At 45.5% G+C, this 20,952-nt stretch carries 20 protein-coding genes and 2 pseudogenes; 9 read left to right on the plus strand and 13 right to left on the minus strand.

Translation table 11 applies throughout. The annotated features are described in order from the left end of the window. Positions 1-65: 65 nt before the first annotated feature. On the plus strand, positions 66-863 hold the full coding sequence (locus HFV01_RS25305) for a pentapeptide repeat-containing protein (RefSeq protein ID WP_006622010.1): 798 nt from the start codon (positions 66-68) through the stop codon (positions 861-863). 94 nt (positions 864-957) lie between these two features. Here HFV01_RS25305 and HFV01_RS25310 read toward each other — a convergent pair whose 3' ends face one another. Then, entirely contained in the window at positions 958-2,475 is a 1,518-nt protein-coding gene (locus HFV01_RS25310; protein WP_006670706.1) for a UbiD family decarboxylase, read from the minus strand. Between the two features lie 415 nt (positions 2,476-2,890). Here HFV01_RS25310 and HFV01_RS25315 point away from each other — a divergent pair, with 415 nt between their 5' ends. From HFV01_RS25315 to galT, 3 genes are all read left to right on the plus strand, one after another. After that, on the plus strand, positions 2,891-4,291 hold the full coding sequence (locus HFV01_RS25315; protein ID WP_006622013.1) for an NYN domain-containing protein: 1,401 nt from the start codon (positions 2,891-2,893) through the stop codon (positions 4,289-4,291). Positions 4,292-4,377: 86 nt separating this feature from the next. Continuing rightward, positions 4,378-5,433, plus strand: coding sequence for a 4-hydroxyphenylpyruvate dioxygenase (hppD, locus tag HFV01_RS25320; protein WP_006622014.1), 1,056 nt, complete (start codon positions 4,378-4,380; stop codon positions 5,431-5,433). 45 nt (positions 5,434-5,478) lie between these two features. Beyond that, on the plus strand, positions 5,479-6,489 hold the full coding sequence (gene galT, locus HFV01_RS25325) for a galactose-1-phosphate uridylyltransferase (protein WP_006622015.1): 1,011 nt from the start codon (positions 5,479-5,481) through the stop codon (positions 6,487-6,489). A gap of 333 nt (positions 6,490-6,822) precedes the next feature. Here the strand turns inward: galT and HFV01_RS25330 are convergent, their stop codons facing one another. The 10 genes and pseudogenes from HFV01_RS25330 to HFV01_RS25375 form a co-directional block, all read right to left on the minus strand. Further along, positions 6,823-7,263: an SH3 domain-containing protein gene (locus HFV01_RS25330; protein WP_008051939.1), complete on the minus strand. Its 441-nt coding sequence runs from the start codon at positions 7,261-7,263 to the stop codon at positions 6,823-6,825. A gap of 126 nt (positions 7,264-7,389) precedes the next feature. Next, complete coding sequence (locus HFV01_RS25335; protein WP_006622019.1) at positions 7,390-8,895, minus strand: Ycf46 family AAA ATPase; 1,506 nt, start codon at positions 8,893-8,895, stop codon at positions 7,390-7,392. A 7-nt stretch (positions 8,896-8,902) separates the two neighbouring features. Next, positions 8,903-9,409, minus strand: a complete 507-nt coding sequence (locus HFV01_RS25340; protein WP_006622020.1) for a YceD family protein — start codon at positions 9,407-9,409, stop codon at positions 8,903-8,905. 37 nt (positions 9,410-9,446) lie between these two features. After that, complete coding sequence (locus HFV01_RS25345; protein WP_006622021.1) at positions 9,447-9,923, minus strand: Jag family protein; 477 nt, start codon at positions 9,921-9,923, stop codon at positions 9,447-9,449. An 8-nt stretch (positions 9,924-9,931) separates the two neighbouring features. Further along, a complete protein-coding gene (gene yidC / locus HFV01_RS25350) occupies positions 9,932-11,107 on the minus strand; it encodes a membrane protein insertase YidC (RefSeq protein ID WP_006622022.1) in 1,176 nt (391 codons plus the stop codon). Positions 11,108-11,263: 156 nt separating this feature from the next. Continuing rightward, a complete protein-coding gene (locus HFV01_RS25355) occupies positions 11,264-11,656 on the minus strand; it encodes a PH domain-containing protein (RefSeq protein WP_006622023.1) in 393 nt (130 codons plus the stop codon). Next, positions 11,628-12,017 (minus strand): ribonuclease P protein component, encoded by a 390-nt coding sequence (gene rnpA, locus HFV01_RS25360; RefSeq protein WP_006622024.1) that lies wholly within the window; start codon positions 12,015-12,017, stop codon positions 11,628-11,630. The genes HFV01_RS25355 and rnpA overlap by 29 nt, the downstream gene beginning before the upstream one ends. 187 nt (positions 12,018-12,204) lie before the next feature. Beyond that, positions 12,205-12,342: a 50S ribosomal protein L34 gene (gene rpmH, locus HFV01_RS25365; protein WP_071533534.1), complete on the minus strand. Its 138-nt coding sequence runs from the start codon at positions 12,340-12,342 to the stop codon at positions 12,205-12,207. 66 nt (positions 12,343-12,408) lie between these two features. Further along, positions 12,409-12,800 (minus strand): annotated as a pseudogene (locus HFV01_RS25370) (zinc ribbon domain-containing protein); the annotation flags it as partial. Positions 12,801-13,027: 227 nt separating this feature from the next. Beyond that, the gene (locus tag HFV01_RS25375; RefSeq protein ID WP_006622026.1) at positions 13,028-13,543 is read right to left on the minus strand and encodes a DUF2808 domain-containing protein; all 516 of its coding nucleotides are present in this window, start codon (positions 13,541-13,543) and stop codon (positions 13,028-13,030) included. A 503-nt stretch (positions 13,544-14,046) separates the two neighbouring features. Here HFV01_RS25375 and HFV01_RS25380 point away from each other — a divergent pair. From HFV01_RS25380 to HFV01_RS25400, 5 genes and pseudogenes are all read left to right on the plus strand, one after another. Beyond that, positions 14,047-14,622, plus strand: a pseudogene (locus tag HFV01_RS25380) (IS607 family transposase); the annotation flags it as partial. Next, positions 14,531-15,727 (plus strand): RNA-guided endonuclease InsQ/TnpB family protein, encoded by a 1,197-nt coding sequence (locus HFV01_RS25385; protein WP_083806361.1) that lies wholly within the window; start codon positions 14,531-14,533, stop codon positions 15,725-15,727. The pseudogene HFV01_RS25380 and the gene HFV01_RS25385, both read left to right, overlap by 92 nt. A 70-nt stretch (positions 15,728-15,797) precedes the next feature. After that, a complete protein-coding gene (locus tag HFV01_RS25390) occupies positions 15,798-16,943 on the plus strand; it encodes a Re/Si-specific NAD(P)(+) transhydrogenase subunit alpha (protein ID WP_006622028.1) in 1,146 nt (381 codons plus the stop codon). A 145-nt stretch (positions 16,944-17,088) separates the two neighbouring features. Then, positions 17,089-17,385, plus strand: coding sequence for an NAD(P) transhydrogenase subunit alpha part 2 (locus HFV01_RS25395; RefSeq protein ID WP_006617139.1), 297 nt, complete (start codon positions 17,089-17,091; stop codon positions 17,383-17,385). After that, a complete protein-coding gene (locus HFV01_RS25400) occupies positions 17,382-18,791 on the plus strand; it encodes an NAD(P)(+) transhydrogenase (Re/Si-specific) subunit beta (RefSeq protein ID WP_006622029.1) in 1,410 nt (469 codons plus the stop codon). The genes HFV01_RS25395 and HFV01_RS25400 overlap by 4 nt, the downstream gene beginning before the upstream one ends. Before the next feature lie 79 nt (positions 18,792-18,870). On the opposite strand, the gene HFV01_RS25405 is transcribed toward HFV01_RS25400, so the two are convergent. Further along, positions 18,871-19,494, minus strand: coding sequence for a ParA family protein (locus HFV01_RS25405; RefSeq protein ID WP_006622030.1), 624 nt, complete (start codon positions 19,492-19,494; stop codon positions 18,871-18,873). 131 nt (positions 19,495-19,625) lie between these two features. After that, positions 19,626-20,705 carry a tRNA 2-thiouridine(34) synthase MnmA gene (gene mnmA, locus HFV01_RS25410; RefSeq protein WP_006670839.1) on the minus strand — a complete coding sequence of 360 codons (1,080 nt, stop codon included), beginning with the start codon at positions 20,703-20,705 and terminating at the stop codon, positions 19,626-19,628. Between the last annotated feature and the right edge of the window lie 247 nt (positions 20,706-20,952).

Below are 20,952 nucleotides of genomic sequence, written 5' to 3' on the forward strand. Positions count from 1 at the left end.
GATATTGATATTAACGACCCGGACAATTGCCCTTTAATTTTAACTAACTAGGAGATAAAAGCCAGATGAATGCTGAAACATTACTAGCATCTTATGCTCAAGGGGAGCGAGATTTTCACAAGGCTATTTTAATTGGCGCTCAACTTCAAGGGGCTGATCTTAATAGCATTAATCTGAATAAAACTAATTTGATGAATGCTACTCTTACTCAAGCGAATTTAAGTCTAGCAGAAATGATAAAAGCTAATTTAATTAATGCGGATATGGGTCATGCTAATCTCCGGGGTGCAGATTTGACCAAAGCCTATTTGAATGGGGCTAATTTGATGGGGGCTTCTTTGAATAAGGCTAAACTATTTAGTACCAGTATGGGTGGTGTCAATTTAATTTATGCCCAGCTAATTGGCGCGGATCTCAGACAGGCTAACTTAACTCAAAGCAAACTGATTGGGGCTAATCTGAGTAATGCTAACCTGCAAGATGCACAACTAAATAATACTAATCTGATTGGTGCAGATATACGTGGTTCTATGTTACTCAATGTTGATTTTAGGGGGGCTAATTTGAGTAGTACTTTAATTAATGATGACACTCAGTTAGACCCTAAGTGGCGTGTGATTTGGAAAATTTCTAATCATGGGGGTCAAAAACATGATTTAACTAATGCTGATTTGACGGAAGCTAATTTAATTGGGGTGAATTTGAAAGAGGCTAATCTCAAGGGCGCAGATTTGCGAGGGGCTAATTTGAGTGGCGCTTTTTTGACTAATGCTCAAGTAGAAGGCGCTCAATTTAAAGGGGCGATTGGACTTTCGGAAAATGCCAAGTTTGACCTGAAAATTCGGGGGGCAATTGTTGATTAAATCAACTCATAAAAAGCGGGTTTTTGAGTTTATTTATTGGCTGTAAATAGCGGTAAATAGCACCAATAAACCCGCCCCTAAAGTCTGGTTTTGGTCACTGAATGTAGTTCATTTCGTAGCCAAATTTGTTAGGGTCAACTTCGTTTAAATTCAAATCTCCTAACCCATATTCAGCCCAGCGACGTTCCACCATTTTAGCGACATCTGGATCAGATTCTAAGGCTTCCCCCCATTCGTGTTCGGTTTCTGGGGGGATTTTGGTGGTCGCATCAATACCCATCCTTCCCCCTAAACCAATTTTTTCACTCGCAAAATCTAAACTATCAAAGGGGGTATGGGGGAGAATAAATACATCCCTTGATGGGTCAACTTTTGAGGCGATCGCCCATACTACTTGGCGCGGATCGCGGATATTAATATTTCGATCCACCACGATCACAAATTTGGTATAGGTAAACTGCGGTAAAGCACTCCAAAAGGCTAAAGCAGCGCGGCGCGCTTGTCCGGGATAAGCCTTATCAATGGAAATAATTGCGGCTTTGTAGCTGAGGGCTTCCATTGGTAAAAAGAAATCACAAATTTCTGATACCTGCTGGCGCAGAATAGGAGTATAAATCCGATTAAGGGCGATCGCCATCATCGCCTCTTCTTTGGGTGGTCGTCCGCTAAAAGTAGTTAAATAAATAGGATCATGGCGGTGGGTGACACAGTGAAACCTAATCAGTGGCGAATCTTCGACACCCCCATAATAACCCATGTGATCACCAAAGGGTCCATCGGGTAGCACTTCCCCTGGGGTGATAGTTCCTTCTAGGACAAATTCTGAATCTGCGGGAACTTCTAAATCCACCGTTTTACACTTAGCCAATTGTACCCCAGAACCCCCATATAATCCCGCAAATAACCATTCAGATAAATCTACGGGAATGGGAGTAGCCGCCGCCATGATAATCAGCGGATCAACACCTAGGGCGATCGCAATTTCTAACTTTTTACCATTTTCCGCCGCCTTCCGCAGATGTCTCGCGCCACCACGCACGGATAACCAGTGAACAGTCATGGTATTATGAGACTGTAATTGTAAGCGATATACACCTACATTAGGAGTTCCGGTTTCACAATCTTTAGTGATTACCAATCCTAAAGTAATAATTTTTCCCGCATCACCAGAATAAGGGCGAATCATGGGAATTTTAGTTAAATCTACCTCTTCTCCCTCAATCACCACCTCCTGACAGGGAGGAAACCAATTCCGCCCAGGTTTGGCTTTCACCACATCAAATAAAACCTTACCAAAATCTATCGCCTGGGAGATTTTTTTCGGTGGTTTAGGTTGCTGTAACATCCCCAGTTTTTTACCTAATTCTTCTAACTCCTGGGGCTGTTCCATATTCATCGCCCAACAGACCCTTTGTTCGGTCCCCAACAGGTTCACGGCTACCGGGTAAGCGGCACCTTTGACATTTTCAAATAACAGCCCAGGACCGCCACACTGTAGCATTCGGTTGGAAATTTCGGCAATTTCTAAATCCGGGTCTACCAGGGCGCTAATTCTTCGTAACTGTCCCCGTTCTTCTAATATTTTCAAAAATCCCCGCAGATCTCGTGCCATGATTTTTACAGTTTTTCAATTAACTGTTTTCTATTGTGACATAATCCTGTTAATCATGGTACTTATCAAACCTCAATTATGGTGCGATCGAACCATTATTGCCTCACTGTTCCCTCAACGGGAAATCACTATCCACGGAGTCCCGGACAGCCAGAGTCCCTGGCTCAGATGATTATAACCCTTAGATGTCCGTAGGTTTGCTGATGATCCTATCCCCTGATTATACCCAAGTATGATATCATTATCAACGTCAGGGGTATAATCTTGTTGGGGTGCGTGATTAGACCCCAAAAGAGGAGTAGTTAAGCCATTAGTCGGATGGGGGATCATAGTTATTGACGATGATCCACCCGATCGCCATCCTCCATGCTAATCTAAAGAATAGAGAACAAATTTTGACGGTTTGTGTAGGGGTATGCCCCATAAGTCGCTCGTGCCACAGACGAATAATGGAACTACGGCGGTTAATCAGATCAGTAACCTGATCTATCAGACCGTTGTGTCGTTTCAACAACAGCACCCGGAGTGCTTACATATCCGCTATCAGAGTGTTTCCTGGGAACAACCTGAGTATAAAACTAAACTGTTAGCTAAATTGAATCACGGGTTGGGTCAAGCGCCTAACCCCGAAGTATTGCTATCTTGGGTGAGATCTTATCTGAGATCTCTGCTAAATTCAGAAGCGATCGCTACTAATACCTTTAATCAACTCAAGCCTAAACTTCAGCAACTCCTCAATTACGATAAAAACCAACATCTAAATGCTTCGATTCCTAACTTAAATGGTAATGGAATGATTGATAAAGGAGCGAGTATTCTACTACTTGATGCGGAAAATATTCAGCTAAACGCTGACGCCGAAAAGTTTTTAGAAAAAATCTGTCATTATCCTTTACAAATTAGGGTGGCTTTTGCGAACTGGCGCAGTTTAGGCAAAAAAGATGCCGAGTTTCATCAACGAGGCTATCAGTTGATTCATGTACCCGCAGGAAAGGATAGCGCGGATTTCAAAATGGCAACGGTGGGGTCATCAATTTTTGTACACTATCCTACGGCGCGAGAAGTGCTGGTTTGCTCATCAGATCAAGCCTTAATTCATCTCTGTAATACTTTACAATCTCACGGTTTGACTGTTTATCATGTCCGCAAAGATCAAGACCAAATTGTGGTATTTAATAGTCAAAATGGCACGACTCAAAAATATTCCTTATCATCGTCCAAAAAAGTTATTCCCAAAGTGGAAGAATTGCTGCAACAATTGCAAGAGTTAATTGTGGCTGAACAAAAGCGCACTAATTGCTATTGGATTAAGCTAACCAAAATATCTAGCCTTTATCATCATCAACATAAATTGACTTTGAGCCAGGTAATTGCTGAACACTTTATTGATTTTAAAGTCCAGGATATTTTTCTCAAAAACCCTCTGATTTTTGCGGTACATAAAATCTCAGATCAATCTCAAATTTATGTAACTTTATTTAATGAAAATTTCACGATTTCTACGGATAGCTTACCACCCAAGACTGCCCATAAAAATAAATCAAACACTACACCGACACCAATCAAATCCACCGATGATTTAGAAAATGCGTTAGTTAGTATTATCAAAGAAATAACTAAAAAATCCCCTAATTCTTTAGTGGATGTCTCAATTTTAGCGAGTAATTTTATGACCAAATATCATGTACCTATCAATAAGTTACTTCGCCAATTGAATCATAGCAAAAAATTACCCAATTTTTTGGAGTCTTGCGGTTCCTTTCACCTCAAACAAACCTCCAGAGGTTGGCAGGTTGGTTTATTAAATCCGAACTGAGTTAATTTACCCACGATCGCCTGTCTGTATCTCTTATACTAAAAGGTGGATTGTCTCAATTATGGCCAAATTGTCATCACTAATTTATGGAGTTCGACCACATTCATATCTATGTTGAGGATGCCATAGTATCTCGCAACTGGTTTATCGACAAATTCGGATTTGAGGAGGTGGGACAAAACATCAATGATCACGATCATACAATCACCATGGCCAATGGTCCGATTTATATCCTCCTGTCCTCACCCCGCCACCCACAGAGTCCGGTGGCGAACTTTCTCCGCCAACACCCCCCCGGAATTGCTGATATAGCCTTTCGGGTAGACAATTTATCCGAAACAATAGATCGCGCTATTTCTGGCGGCGCAAAACTTCTGCAACCCGTACAAAGCCATGATAGTGCGATCGCTGCTAGTCAATGGGGAATTATTTCCGGTTGGGGTTCCTTGCAACATTCCCTGATTGAAGTTAAGGCTATTTCCCCCTATAAATGGCTTCCCGGCTGTCAATACCCAATTAAACTAAAGCGATCGCCGATTCATTTAACAGCCATTGATCATGTCGTCTTAAATGTCGAAGTAGGTGATCTCAATGTTGCGGCAAACTGGTACAATTCTGTTTTAGGACTCAACCCCGAACAAAGTTTTAACATTCAAACTGATTACTCTGGCTTATACAGTCAGGTGATGACATCCCCCCAAGGAAAAATTAAATTTCCCATCAATGAACCCGCCTCCCCAAATTCCCAGATTCAAGAATTTTTGAATTTTAACCGAGGTTCAGGAATACAACATATTGCACTGACGACAACCAACATTATTGAAACCGTTGGTTTTCTCAAAAATCAGGGTTTACAATTCTTATCAATTCCCGAAAATTATTATGATACAATCGAGGCTAGGGGAGCTGCTTGCCGACTACAGCAAGATTGGGAACTCGTCAAAAAAAATCAAATTTTAGTAGACTGGCATCCTTCAAATTCAGCATCAATGCTGTTGCAAATTTTCACCCATCCAATTTTTAATCAACCCACTTTTTTCTGGGAATTAATAGAACGTCGTCAGTCAGCACAAGGATTTGGTGAAGGCAATTTTCAGGCTCTTTTTGAAGCGATAGAAAGGCAACAGATAGACCGTAGTTAACCACCCTCAAAACCGCCTATTTATGCTCATACTTAGGAAAATATAATGACTGAACTACGACAAAACTTAATCACTAGAGACTGGGTAATTATTGCCTCAGAAAGGTCTAAAAGACCCCATGAATTTGCGCCCCCCTTGTCTAAACTAGAACCCTTACCTACCTACCGAGATGACTGTCCATTTTGTCCCGGAAATGAACATCTAACCGGAACTCAAGAGTGTTTACGACTGGCTGATAATGGTGGTTGGCGAGTGAGAGTAGTAGGGAATAAATATCCGGCTCTCTCTGATGTTGGTCAACGAGTTCGTCATGGTGAAGGTATCTTTAAATCCCTGTCGGGAGTGGGATATCATGAAGTAGTAATCGAACACCCTCGCCACGATTTAAATATTGCTTTGATGGATATTAAAGACATTAGCAATATTCTCCGGGTCTATCGCCAACGCTATGGCGAACTACGAAAAGACCCTAGAGTTGAAACCATCATTATTTTTAAAAACCACGGAGGAAGTGCTGGGACTTCTTTAGAACATCCTCACTCCCAAATTGCAGCCCTTCCTATTGTTCCCTATCAATGGCGCGATCGCGCTAGAGAAGCAGTCCGCTACTACGATGATACGGGAGAATGTCTTTTTTGTCGCACCCTAAAAGACGAACTCAAAGCAGGCGATCGCATTATTTACGCAGGGGAGCATTTTGCCGCATTTATTCCCTACGCGGCGCTTTCCCCCTTTCATACATGGGTTTTTCCCCGTAATCATGCTTCTTCCTTTGATGAAATTACGGATTTAGAAATAGAGGATTTAGCCCAAACCCTCAAAGTAGTAATGTCTCAATTTTATTTTGGTTTAAACAACCCCGATTTTAACTATACCATTCGTTCCATACCCACGGCTGAACAGCGCACGGATTATTTCCATTGGTATATTGCCATCATTCCCCGCGTTTCCTTAACCGCCGGCTTTGAACTGGGAAGCGGAATGTATATTAATACATCTGTTCCCGAAGAAAGCGCTGAATTTTTACGCTCTGTCAAAATTCCCTCTAGTATTTGAAAGATTGCTGTGGGCTGGTTCTGAGGGCCGCCTACAGGAGCAAAAAAAAGCGACCCAAGAGGCCGCTTATATCTGATGAAAACCGCGTTCTGAATTGTTAGCCTTGTTTTAGACACTAATCCAGTGAGATACTACGAAAGATGAGTGAGCTTTGATGCTCAAAATAGGTAAGTGTTATATATGATCCCAAGTTTTCCCAGATTTGGCAGTGATCGCGATCAAATAAATCAGTGAATTTACTGATGGAAATTGGTGATGGGTTTCATACCCTAAGTGCGATCGCCTCATGGTTAAAGTTGTGTTCCAGATCACATCTTCCGTCAAGCCAAGGATTTAGTTAATAGGCTCGGTATTGCCACCCCTTACCCAACCGGTGCGACCTTCATCAGTGGCGGCGCGAACCCGCTGCCATTGTCTATCCTGGCTATCTTCCAAAACGATAACCTCTTCCTGATATCCGACCCCACCGACCCGGTTAGCATCAAGGCTAGGACTATCCCTGATAATTAACCCAATGGGTTGAACCACGATCGCCCGATAGGTCCCCTCCTCTAATTGTGGCTCAGGTTCAGGCTCAGGCTCAGGAGTAGGTTCAGGAGTAGGGGTGCTGGCTGTTTCAACCACCACTGGTTGATCAGTAGCAAAAGTCGGTCGTTGGGGGAGTTCCGTCAACCTAGCGGCAAAGTACAAAGCGGCGGCCAGAGTTGCGCCCGCCAAAATCAAGATAGCTAGGAACACACCGACTAAAAACTTAAAGATGCCATAAAGACTCATAGTATTTTGGGAAACATTTATTATCTGATCGCGATCGCCAAAAACAATCGGCTCAATGAAACCTGATGATAGCGAACATTGGAACCACATCAAGGCGAGCCACAAATTAAATAACCTAGTCCCCGTCTAAAATAGCTTATTGAGGCTATCTTGTCGGGAAGCCAATCTAGCCTTACCCGCCGCCGCCCAATCCTGTAAAAATTGAATCTGATCGCGAGCAGTACGAGCCAGAGGTATCATTTGACTGGCGGCTTCCAGTATATCCTCAGTGGTGAAATCACGATTTTGACTGAAACCAATGTGCATAGCTTCAATCAAAGTTTGCTCAATTTCCGCCCCAGAGAAATCCGGCGTTTCATAAGCTAGGCGATCGATATCGTAATTTTTGAGACCTTGGGGGCGCAATTTAGTTAGGTGTACCTCAAAAATCGCTTTCCGCTCATCTTGGTTAGGCAAACCCACAAAAAATATCTCATCAAATCTACCCTTACGCAGAACTTCTGGCGGTAAAGATTGGATATTATTAGCAGTAGCCACGACAAAAACCGGAGAAGTTTTTTCAGCCAACCAAGTGATCACAGTGCCAAATACCCGGCTAGTTGTACCGGCATCCCCTTTACCATCAACCCCCGCAAAGGCTTTATCTATTTCATCAATCCATAGGACACAGGGAGCGAGAGCCTCTGCTAACTGAATCATTTGGCGAGTCCGAGATTCCGACTCCCCTACCAGTCCCGCAAACAACCGCCCCACATCTAAACGTAATAAGGGTAAATGCCAATGGTGAGCGATCGCCTTAGCCGTCAGAGATTTACCCGTCCCCTGAATCCCCACCAGTAGCAAACCACGGGGATAGGGCAATCCATACTGTCGCGCCCGTTCCGAAAAAGCGCCGCCCCGCCGCAGTAGCCAATCTTTGAGGTTATCGAGTCCGCCAATATCAGATATATTTTCCTTGGCGGGGTAGAAATCCAAAATTTGAGTTTGGCGAATAGTTTGGCGTTTCTCTTCCAAAATCAGCTCTATATCACTGGGTTGTAGTTCCCCATGATTAGCGATCGCCTTAGCCAAAATCCGGCGAATGCGCTCCAGAGACAGACCCTGAAACGAGCGCACCATTTCATCTAACAGACGTGGCTCTGGGGTTTTTCCCGTTGCCATCAATAGGCTTTCCACCGATTTAGCAATAGTGAGGCGATCGGGCAATGGAAATTCCAGAATCGTGATCACTTCGCTGAGGTCTTCAGCAATAGTAACTTGGGGGGAAATAATCACCAAATTTTTCGGTTGAGACTTGAGGCGACGCGCCAGATTACGGATTTTACGAGAAATGGAAATATCATCTAAAAACCGATGAAAGTCCCGCAAAATAAAAATCGCCGGTGTCGTGTCCGGCACTTTTTCCACAAACTCCAAGGCGAGGAGGGGGTTACGAACTGCAAATCCCATATCATTAGGATTTCCCTCGTTGTAACCTTCTACAAAATCCCACACATAAACTGCTCGATTTCCTTGGTTCAAACCTACCTGCTTGATAGTTAACTCAAGGCGCTCCTCCTCTAATGTGGGAATATAAATCACCGGATAGCGCGATCGCAGTAATAATTCAAACTCCTGGTTAAATTGGCTCATGGCTTTTTTATCCAGATAATTGTTTTTTTAACGCTTCCAAGGCTGCCCAGCGGTGATCTATCGCTGAATCTACTGATTCCGAAACCTCAGTCGGGGCCGTAGGTACTTGACACATCGTGTCACACAGTTGACGACCTGGTAATTCCAAACACAACTGCTGATAAAACCAATCCGTAGGAGAAAAATGCCCTTGAGGGTCTAGGGTTTCCACCAAATCCTCAAAAGCCACCTCCACCTCTTCAGCGATCTGGTAATCAGATGATTTTTCTAACCAGATCGCCTCACTCGTCAGAATTTTCAAGCGGTGGTTGTACTGTTTCAGACAGCGATCGCAAGTCAAAGTTACAATCGTCTCCGCACGACCCTGGACATCCAAAAATGTCGTCTTATGACTAACTCGCATATACCCTCGCACCGGAGTCAGGGTATCCAAACCCGGGATAAACTCCTCAAACTGAAACTCCACCGTCCGCTGATGTGCATTAAGCAAATGAGGGATGTAAATAGCATCCATAATCTTGTGGCCGTCGCTTATTGTGCCAAAATGTTTGTCAGGCTTTCACTTTAATCACTAGACGGCGATCGGGTTCACTCCCCTGACTATAAGTTTCCACACCCTCACTATCCTTGAGAATATTATGGATTAGCCGTCGTTCCACCGAAGATAGGGACTTAATTTCCAACTCTATCCCCGTTTGTCGCACCTGACTCGCCGCATTTTCCGCCAAAGATCTTAACTCTTGGTAGCGGCGGGCGCGATACCCATTTAGCTCCACAGTATAAGCCACTTTTTCACCGTTGTCTTTCCCCAAATTCAGAATCGTATTAACCAAATACTGAATCGAATCGAGTCCCTCACCACCATCACCAATCAGATTTTTAGCCTGTTCAGGGGATATATTGGGACTTTGAATGGTTAACCAGTAGGAGTCTTCCTCCTCTGTAGGGACAACATTACCCGAAATATCTCCGAGTTTTAGGAGTTCCTCTATCCACTCCTGACCTCGACTAATTTGAGTCTTGTCCATTGCTTAGTTTATGCCTTCTTCTTAGAATGTCCGCCTGGTTCAAAAGGAAGTGAAGCACGTCCACTTTCACCTGGTTTCTTGTCTTTTTTGTCTTTTTTGCCGGTTTGTCTCTCCGACTCCTCCACAATTTTCTGGAGATTTTCCGGTAAAGGTTCTCGCGACAAGATAAACGCCTGACCTGTTTGGAAAATATTAGCAATCAGCATATACAGTAAAACACCAGCCGGTAGTGGGAAGAAGAAAAACATCCCCGTAAATAAAACTGGCGTGATTTTGTTAACCGTATCTTGTTGAGGATTACCCGAACTACCTTGATTTTGACCAGAGAGGACCTGGTTAATATACAAACTAATCCCGAATCCCAAAATCATCCCCACTATATCCCAGTGGATATTACCATCATCATCAAAAGCTCCTACCCGTCCCAAGGCATCAATAAACAAAAATCCCTTATCAGCAGCAATTCCTTTCAGGCTGGCTTGGATTGTCACTTCACCCGGTTTGACAGCTACCAAATTCCCTTCATCATCAATCTGAACCTTATCTTCCCCTTTAGTTACCATCCAATGGGGTTTAACTTTGGGATTTTCGTAACTATCCAGCTTTGACTGTAGACTTTCCCCTTGTGCTGTTTGAAATTTCACCTGGGTTTTTTGTCCCACTGCCAAATTATTACCAGTATCAATCAACGCCTGTACGGAAGAGTGAACACCATCTGCTACATAAACATTCTGAGCCTTACTCTTATATATTTGCGGTTGAATTTGCTCAATTTGTTCTTGGGGAAAAATTTGCAGGTCAATGGCGTAGTTAACATCCGAGAAGGGTGATCCTCGCAGGGTAGCAAACAAAGCAAATAGAATTGGCATCTGTAGCAGTAGTGGAAAGCAACCCGCCAGAGGATTACCCAATTCCTTATATACTCTGCTCATCTCTTCGCGTTGTTTCACCGGGTCATCTTTATAGAGCTTTTGGATTTTGTCCACTCGCTCTTTCATCAGCGGTTGTGTCACCTTCATCCGCCGCATATTCCGAATTGACCCGGCATTCAGCGGATATAGTGCAAAACGAATCACCAGAGTTAAGGCTACGATCGCCAAACCGTAACTAGGGACGATCCCGTAGAAAAAATCCAGGATCGGTAACATCAAATTGTTGGAAAGAAACCCAATACCAAAGTCCATGCGTCAAGAGTTAACCTAGCTGCTTGATTTTTTATACAAATTTTAACAATTAAGTTCCCAGGGTGGAACTTTTTTGCGCCATCTGATTGAATCTATATTTCCTGATTGTCTATGACCACAAGGAAATATAATCAACCACTATGGGTGAATTTTAAGTTACTGACCGATCACACCCGGCGATCTTCCCTGTTTTTGAGCAATTTTTTCACTAATGTAGTCGTAAAGCTCTCTAAATCTCGGTAAAGCTCTTAGTTCCAGACGGTTGCCATTTTTCAGGGTTAGCACCATATCTCCCCAGGCTCCGAATCCCCTAGGCACTTTGGCGACACTCACAATTTCTGAGTACACCACATCAGTGCGATCGCGTCCCATCCATCCTCCAATCACAGAAACCCGGCGGTTAGTAATACGATAACGCAGCCACAGTGCGCGGACCACTGCTCCCACAGTCAAAGGCAAGCCGATAATCGTAAATCCGATCAGTAAATTTATAATCAGATCACCAATATGGGGCCCACCTTCATAAAAGCTCTCCTCCCGAATGCCCATGTAAAACCTCTGCTTGTACTAACAACTTTTCTAATTCTCGCAGAATTTCTGCATAATTGCACTCGATCGCCGTTGGCTTGACCACAATCACCACATCCCAACCTGGCGAGATTGTTGGTAATAACTGTCGCAGTCCCGCTCTAATTTGTCGTTTGAGCAGATTTCGTCGCACCGCACGCTTGCTAACCTTCTGACTGATAGAAATACCAAACCTACTCGCGGGGACCCCTGCATCCATCTCAGGCGGAACTAACCGTTTTAATGCTCTCAGGGTTAAATGAGCAGTTTTACGATGTAGTCCCCTAGTATAGACTGCCTTAAAATCTTTGGGAGCGCGCAGTCGATTTACTTGAGGCAACATTTTGATTTGATCAGTTATAGCAGTGGATACCTAGACCAGCGAGGGCGCATCACCCGGCGGGAATAGAAGCTAGGGCTCATATCAATCGCCAAGCGTGAGCCCATCGCTTGCGTATCAGGGTTATGACCACTGCTTTGACACTCCCCCAAATCCATTGAAAGTCTGCCACCAGTGAAACGGATATCCCTTAAACAGATAACCGTGACCGTCCTTTTTTCCGGCGAGACCTAATCACCGCACGACCATTTCTCGTCCGCATCCGTACCCGAAACCCAGATACTCTCTTTTTCTTACGGCTAGTTCCTTTGAGTGTTTGTTGAGCCATTTGCCTATCCTCCCACAATCAGTGTTAAAATCACAATCTCTAATTGTAGCACATACACTGATACATTTACGCGGCATTTTTCCGGTTGTTCCCGGACAATGCAACGATAGCACTATTACCCGTTAAGGTAACAGAGGCGGTATCCCGCAAAGCTTTTAGAAAGATTCCAAAAGCACCGTTCCAGTCCCGTGGTAGAGTGAACCCGCACTCCCGACATCGGAACACTTTTGAGCCACCTAGCTGGGAATGGACATGACCACAGTGAGTACAGGTTTTGCTGGTGTATTCTTCGGTCACATCTACAACTGTTCAGTTATTTCCCCTTGATGTCTCAGGGTTAGTTTGAATCGATAATGCGCCCATTTCAGCATGGCGCGGGCAGTCTTAGACCTGATTAGACGCTTCACCTTGGCAACCATATTGGAAGTCTCGAAGGTGGGCCAAAAAATCAGGCTGTGTTATGGGATGGCCAGGGATGCGACCCAATCAACCAAGGGGTTGAAGTCCTCACCGGGTAGTCCCCACGCCCATTTCAGCTCTATTTCATACCCGAAGGTCTCGCACCATACTTGGTATTATACCGTATGGCCGTCAAATGTTAACCTAATTTGAGATTAAATCATGCTCCAGAAAACCTGACAGCCAGTTGGTTGAGCGATAATCAACTCAACCGCCCCAGCATCTGTTAATCAATACTGAGGACCCAAGTACCAACATAGCGTAACAGAGGCACATCACCGGGGCTGCGAACATTAGCATTAAAGTGGAACATCCCGCCAAAAGTAGGATTTCTGACGTTTGACATCACAATTTCTAAAGACTGTCCGGCTGGGATGGGTTCTTCTGGATAGATTTCAATAAAATTGTTTTCGGCATCCCAGATTACCTCCTCTAGGGGAATTGACTGATCACCGATACGAACCTCAATGCGATCGGGGTCAAATCTACCCTCGAAATGCTCAGGATACGAAATCGAGATCAAAGCCACAGCCATATTTAACTTCCTAGACGGAATTCTTAATCTGTAGCGGTCCCAGCGACCAGAGCGGCCACTTTGTAGAAAGAAATTGAGCAAATTCGCCCTTTCCGGTCCACCAAACAAAGTCACACCAGGACCTGATTGCGCCATAACCAGAGTCGGAAAAGCTCCCAACAAAAAGCCAGTCAGTGTCAAACCAGAAACTAGAGAACGGATTTTCATTGATACAAACTCCTGCGATAAGTGTAACGGCGGTAACAATTTGACTTATGGTTAAAGGATTATTTTCGAAATAAAGACAAACTAAAGATATCAATCAATGGGAACAACTACGATTATGATGTCAAACTAGACACTCATTCTGACACAATCATCATCATTGTGTCGAGTTGCTGTGGTAGCAGTGATTAGCCTGTTGTAGCAAAGGTTGCACATTTTGATTGATTAGCTACTTCAACCTAGACGGCCAGCTAGGTGGGGTGCTGTCAGATTTAGTGGTTGTCATCAAAAAATGACAAATGTTCTGATATGACGCGCTTTCCCAAGGCAGATCAAATTTCGATCGCTATCATAGAATCCTGTAGGGACGGGTTTCGCTCGTCACTAATCAATTGCCACAAACAAATAGGAGTGCTAAACCCGAAAGGAGCATGATTTAATCTCAAATTAGGTTAATATTTTAGGGCAATACGGTATAATAAGCGAGAAGAGTTGAGGATAAACCTATTGCCAAATATGTCAAACCCAAGGAAGCCGCCCAAATCCTTGGAGTCCATGAAAGAACACTCCGCAGATGGGACGAAAATGGCTCAATCGAGACCATCAGAACCCCCGCTGGGCAACGACGATACAACGTTGAGTCATATACTGCTGCCAAATCAGGCAGTGACAAACGCAAAGTCGTTATCTATGCCAGAGTTAGTAGCCGCGCCCAGCAGTCCGACCTCAACCGACAGGTGGCCGCACTGTCCAACCTCTACCCCGAAGCAGAAGTCGTCTCAGAAATCGGAGGCGGGCTCGACTTCAAGGGAAAGAAAATGCTGGCCTTACTGGGACATCATTTGTCAGGAGATGTCGGCATGGTTGTCGTTGCCCACCCAGACCGATTGGCAATATGGGGATTTGACTTGTTTCGATGGCTCTGTGAGCAAAACAGGTGCTCACTCATGGTTCTCAACGAGACAAGTCTCAGTCCAGAACCAGAAATGGTTGAGGACATCCTCGCCATCCTCCACTGCTTTAGCTCCAGATTATACGGACGGAGTAAATACAAAACTCAGGTCAAAGAAGATCCGGATTTACCCCAGCCCCGAGCTAAATCAAGTCTGGCGCAAATGGTTGGCCGCTTGTCGGTATTGCTACAACCAAGCAATTGCATTATCCCGGAGTGGTAAACGACTAAGCAAGTTAAAGTTACGCAATAAAGTGATGCAGAGTGACTTACCCGAATGGGTCAAAGAAACACCCTGCCACATTCGGCAAAATGCCATCTTTGATGCCTATCAGGCTTTGACCGCTAGTCCTGATGCAAGGTTTAGAAGTTGTCGTGACAGCTCTCAAGGGATTAAGTTCAATAATACTAATTTCTCTTCAGGGAGTTGGTATCCAAGACTAACGAAAGGATTAACTTTCATGGTTTCCGAACCCATCCCTAAAACTTGCGGGCAAGGGACTCAATTAGTCTTTGCCAAGGGGCGGTGGTTTGCGGTGTTTCCTGAACCAGTTGCCGTTACCCCAACTGACGCTACTGGCGTGATTGCATTAGACCCGGGCGTCCGAACTTTTATGACCGGGTTTGATGGTTCACGATTTCTGGAATTGGGCTCCGGAGATATAGGACGCATCACTCGGTTATGTCAACATTTGGATGATTTGATGAGCCGAATCGCCAAGGAACCCTGTCGTTCAAGAAGGCGACGGATGAGGCAAGCGGCTCAACGAATGAGAACTAAAATCCGGAATTTAGTGGATGAAGCCCACAAACAAATTGCTCACTACTTGACTCACAACTACAGCCTAATTTTTTTGCCCACCTTCGAGACTTCCGATATGGTTGCCAAGGTGAAGCGTCTAATCAGGTCTAAGACTGCCCGCGCCATGCTGACATGGGCGCATTATCGATTCAAACTAACCCTGAGACATCAAGCCGAGATAACTGGAACCACAGTTGTAGATGTGACGGAAGAATACACCAGCAAAACCTGTACTCACTGTGGTCATGTGCATTCCCAGATAGGTAGCTCAAAAGTGTTCCGATGTCCGGAGTGTGGGTTCACTCTACCACGGGACTGGAACGGTGCTTTTGGAATCTTTCTAAAAGCTTTGCGGGATACCGCCTCTGTTACCTTAACCGGTAATAGTGCTATCGTCGCATTGTCCGGGAACAACCGGAAAAATGTCGCGTAAATGTATCAGCGCGAAATGATTTTGGTCAAGCCGTCGAAAAGGGACGGAGTTTGAGATATAGGAGTTTTTGATGAAAATTGCGATCGCCAAAGAACTAAATGTTAATGAACGCCGAGTGGCTCTGATACCGGACGTAGTATCTCGTCTGGTCAAACAAGGCTTAGAGATTTATGTGGAAGCCGGAGCCGGAGAAGGGTCTTGTTTCTCGGATGCTCTGTATGAGCAGGCGGGAGCCCACGTGATTACGGACTCAGCCAAGTTGTGGGGAGAAGCCAATATCCTGCTGAAAGTGAGTCCGCCACAAGAAGACGAAGTTGGCAAAATGGCTGAGGGGGCAGTATTAATCGGATTTCTCAACCCCTTGGGAGAGCCAACCCTGATCCAAAAATTAACCGATCGCCGGGTGACAGCCTTCAGTATGGAAATGGTCCCCCGCACCAGTCGCGCTCAAAGCATGGATGCCCTATCCTCCCAGGCTAATATTGCCGGATATAAGGCAGTTCTGATCGCGGCGGCGAATTTGCCTAAATACTTCCCGATGCTGACCACGGCAGCCGGAACCATCAGACCGGCTAAGGTCTTAGTTCTAGGGGCGGGGGTAGCCGGACTACAAGCGATCGCCACAGCACGGCGTTTAGGAGCGATCGTAGAAGCCTTTGACATTCGCCCAGAAGTCAAAGAACAAGTCCAAAGTTTAGGGGCTAAATTCGTAGATGTCACCTTAGAAGAAGATACGGTCGCCGAGGGAGGCTATGCCAAAGAAATCTCAGAGCAAGCCAAACAACATACCCAGGAAGTGCTAACCCAGCACGTGGCTGCCTCTGATGTGGTGATTACTACGGCTCAAGTTCCCGGCAAAAAAGCCCCCGTTTTAGTCAACGCTAACATGGTGGATCAAATGAAACCCGGTTCAGTGATTGTAGACCTAGCCGCCGAACAGGGGGGAAATTGCGAAGGTTCAGAACCAGGTAAAAACATCCAGAAAAATGGTGTCACCATCATGGGACCCATTAACCTGCCAGCCTCGATGCCTGTTCATGCCAGCGAGGTATATGCTAAAAACCTCTCAGCCTTATTACAACTGATGGTAACCAAGGAGGGAGAACTTGATCTAAACTTCGCAGATGACATCCTCGATGGAGCCTGTGTTACCCACGGCGGGGAAATTCGTTCCCAACGGGTTAAAGAGGCTTTGGGAGTTCCTGTGGGTCAATAGTACAGACCACAGGCATCTCTAGCCTCAAGGGTATCAGGTCTATACTCCCCTATTTGTGAGGGGGGAGCCGCTCCCCTCGCTGGGTCACTGAGTAAAAGTACGGTGACGAACAGCTAGACGCTTTCCAAGCTACTGGAGATATTGAATGACAACAGAAACTCTGATTTCGGCTTTATTTGTTTTTGTCCTGGCATCATTTGCTGGGTTTGAGGTGATTACGAAAGTGCCACCAACCCTACACACTCCCCTAATGTCTGGCGCTAATGCCATCTCAGGAATTGCGGTTTTAGGGGCGATTATTATTGCCGGAGAACAGGATTGGAACATCACGGTGATTCTGGGTATTGTGGCTGTGGTGTTGGCTACTATTAATGTTGTGGGTGGCTTTTTGGTTACTGACCGGATGCTGCAAATGTTCAAGAAAAAGGAGGTTAAAGCATGATCGACTTTCTACCAACAGGCATCGAGTTGAGTTATTTGGTGGCGGTAACCCTGTTTTTCTTTGGTCTGAAAAAGTTGGGGTCTCCAGCAACGGCTCGCAATGGGAATATCTTGGCATCTATTGGGATGTTAATTGCGATCGTGGCTACTCTTCTTAATCAGCAGGTTCTCAACTACGGCACAATTCTGATAGCGATCGCCATAGGTTCCGCTATTGGTGGCATCGCCGCCTATAAAGTCGAAATGACTGATATGCCTCAGATGGTCGGTTTGTTTAACGGTCTCGGTGGTGCTGCTTCTTCTATGGTGGCTGTAGGCGAGTTCTGGCGCTATTTAGCCACCGCTGATGCTCCCCCGCTACCAACTACTGTTACAGCGGTGTTAGGGGTTTTAATTGGCGGTGTCACCTTCACAGGCTCCCTCATCGCTTTTGCCAAACTGCAAGGGATTATGAGTGGCTCTCCGATTCTGTTTCCCTTGCAACAACCCTTTAACCTAGCCCTGTTAATTGGCTTTGTAAGCGCAAGTGTTTATATCTGTGTACAACCCTTCAACGTCCCTGTTTTCCTGGCTTTAGTGGGCATTTCTCTGGTGCTGGGAGTGCTTTTTGTTATCCCCATCGGTGGCGGGGATATGCCTGTGGTGATTTCCCTGTTAAACTCCTTCTCAGGGTTAGCTGCTAGTGCGGCGGGTTTTGTGGTGATGAATAACCTGCTGATCATTGCTGGGGCTTTGGTAGGTGCTTCTGGTATTATCCTTACGGTGATCATGTGTAAGGCGATGAACCGCTCGATTACCAACGTCCTATTTGCTGGGTTTGGTACGGGTGAAGGTACAGCCGCAGCGCCTAGCGCTTCTGGTGGTGCAACCAATAAGAGCGTTCGCAATATCGACCCGGAAGAAGGGGCGATGATGTTGGGGTATGCTCGGTCTGTGGTGATTGTTCCCGGTTATGGCATGGCTGTAGCTCAGGCACAGCACTCGGTTAAGGAACTGGTGGATATGCTAGAATCCTTGGGGGTGGATGTTAAATATGCGATTCACCCGGTGGCGGGACGAATGCCGGGACACATGAACGTTCTGTTAGCCGAGGCGAATGTTCCCTATCCGCAGTTGTATGATATGGATGACATCAACCCCCAATTTGAACAGACTGATGTGGCTTTGGTGATTGGGGCTAATGATGTGGTTAACCCGGCGGCGCGGGAAGATAAAAATAGCCCCATCTACGGAATGCCGATTCTGGATGTTGACAAAGCCAAGCATACTATTGTGATTAAGCGTGGTATGAGTACGGGATTTGCTGGGGTTGATAATGATTTGTTCTACAAGGACAAAACTATGATGCTATTTGGCAGCGCTAAGGATATGGTTGCTAAGTTGGCTTCTGAGGTTAAACAACTCTAGGCTGTTCCCATAATTTCCGGTTCTACTGACATCCTTCGAGTCCCATGGACGGCGGGGGATGTCTGTCTGTATTGGGGTTTTATTTTAGGCTTCTCAGGAGTTCGGCTACGACGCGCCGATAGTCTGATGCTGCTTCTCTGGCATTTTTGCTGCGAGACCTAATAATGGAAACGCCTTCTAGGGGACAGCGTTCATGGGCTTTGTAGGAGCGAATAAAATTCTGGAAAACTGGAATACCTGATTCCCGCAAGGACTTTTGAGCCTCAAAAGCATCTCCAATACTGCGGGGGTCAACTTTGGTGAGCAGGACTTTATAATCAATGTTAATGGGGGCGACGCGATCGCGTACAGTAGCCATTAAAGCTACTAAATCCATGGGTGCGGCTTGGCTGGGTAAAATTAGATAATCAGCTACCTGGACTACGGCGGCTAGGGATTCGGATTTCAAGGCTGGGGGAGTATCGACGACAATCATTTGCACCTGTTGAACTTTCCTTAACTGTTTCAGGAGACTGGGATTGGTTTCTTCTGAGACATCAAAGGGCATTTCTCCCTGTTCAACCCACCACATAGCAGAACCCTGGGGGTCTGTATCTACTAGGAGGGTTGAGAAGTTGCTGGAAAGTATAGCCGCGAGATTGACAGCGGTTGTGGTTTTACCAACTCCACCTTTCCCATTGGCGATCGCTAAAATTGTCGGCATTCTATCTGAATCGGATAACTTGCTTAGAAAACATACCACGAAAGGTGGTTTGGTAGCGCTTCGGCGATCGCCTCCCCGTACCAGAAAGCCCCAAGATAGAGCAGAACAAGCCTCTACTTTGGGGTTATGGGTTAACTGGTCGGACGTTCAATCACGCCGCCACCTAGGAGTAAATCTTCGGAGTACCATACAGCCGCCTGACCGGGGGTAATGCCGAAAATAGGCTCATCAAAAATCAGTCGGACTCTGCTACCAATTTGGGGGTCTGCTTCGGAAGATAAAGGAACCACGGTTACGGGTAATGGCTTACTGCGATAACGAATTTGTACCTCGGCGCGGATAGGTTCAGAAGGCGGCGCAATGGATACCCAATTAACGCGCCTAATAGTGCATTCGGTTTGAGTCATGCGATCGCGATCGCCAACTACTACCCGATTGCGTCCGGGGTCAATACTCAGGACATATAATGGCTCTGCTGCCGAAATTCCCAAGCCTCGGCGTTGACCGATAGTATAGTGGTGGATGCCATCATGTTCCCCCAAAACCCGGCCTTCCGTATCGACAATTTCGCCTTTTTTCCCAGTAATATATTTATCTAAAAAGGCGCGCATAGAACCATTCGCCTCCACCAAACAGAGGTCTTGGCTTTCGGGTTTATCAGCAGTTTTCAGGTTATACTGAGCGGCGATGCGTCTAGTTTCGGATTTCGGGACTTCTCCCAAGGGAAAAACCACACCCGCGAGTAGATCCTGAGTTAAATCATACAGAAAATAAGACTGATCCTTAGTGCGATCGACGGCTCGTTTTAACTGATGGCGATCGCATTGTGAATTATAGGAAACCCTAGCATAGTGACCGGTAGCGATGTGGTTAATATTTAACTCCGTAGAAGCATAACCCAGCATCGGGCCAAACTTAACCGCACGATTACACTGGGAACAGGGTAAAGGAGTAATCCCCGCCCCATATCCTTCCACCAAATAATCAATAATATGGGTTTGGAACAGATCTCGGCTATCGACAATATAATGGGGGATGCCAAGCTGTTCGCAGATATGGGCTGCATCTACCATACCCTCGGAACAGCATTGACCCTTACCCCGCATTAACCATAGGGTTAACCCCACCACCTCATATCCTTGGTGATGCAGAATCGCCGCTGCTGCGGAACTATCAACCCCTCCTGAAAGACCAACAACAATTTTTTGCATTGAAATTATCGCCTCTACCAATTCCACCCGTCGCGACACGACTATACAATAAATTATATGTTATCAGATCGATGGGTAGTAGGTTCGCGCTCCGGGAAACTCCCCCAATTTCCCCCCCGATACTATGAGCCACGACTAAAACGGGGTTTCTGTGCTAAATATCGGTAAGGAAACAGTTGTTGAGTTACAGCTTGTTCACCAGTCGCTTAATACATTGCCCTGACCTTGTTCACCAGTCGCTTAATAC

The sequence above is a fragment of the Limnospira fusiformis SAG 85.79 genome (genome assembly GCF_012516315.1).
Classification (GTDB): domain Bacteria; phylum Cyanobacteriota; class Cyanobacteriia; order Cyanobacteriales; family Microcoleaceae; genus Limnospira; species Limnospira fusiformis.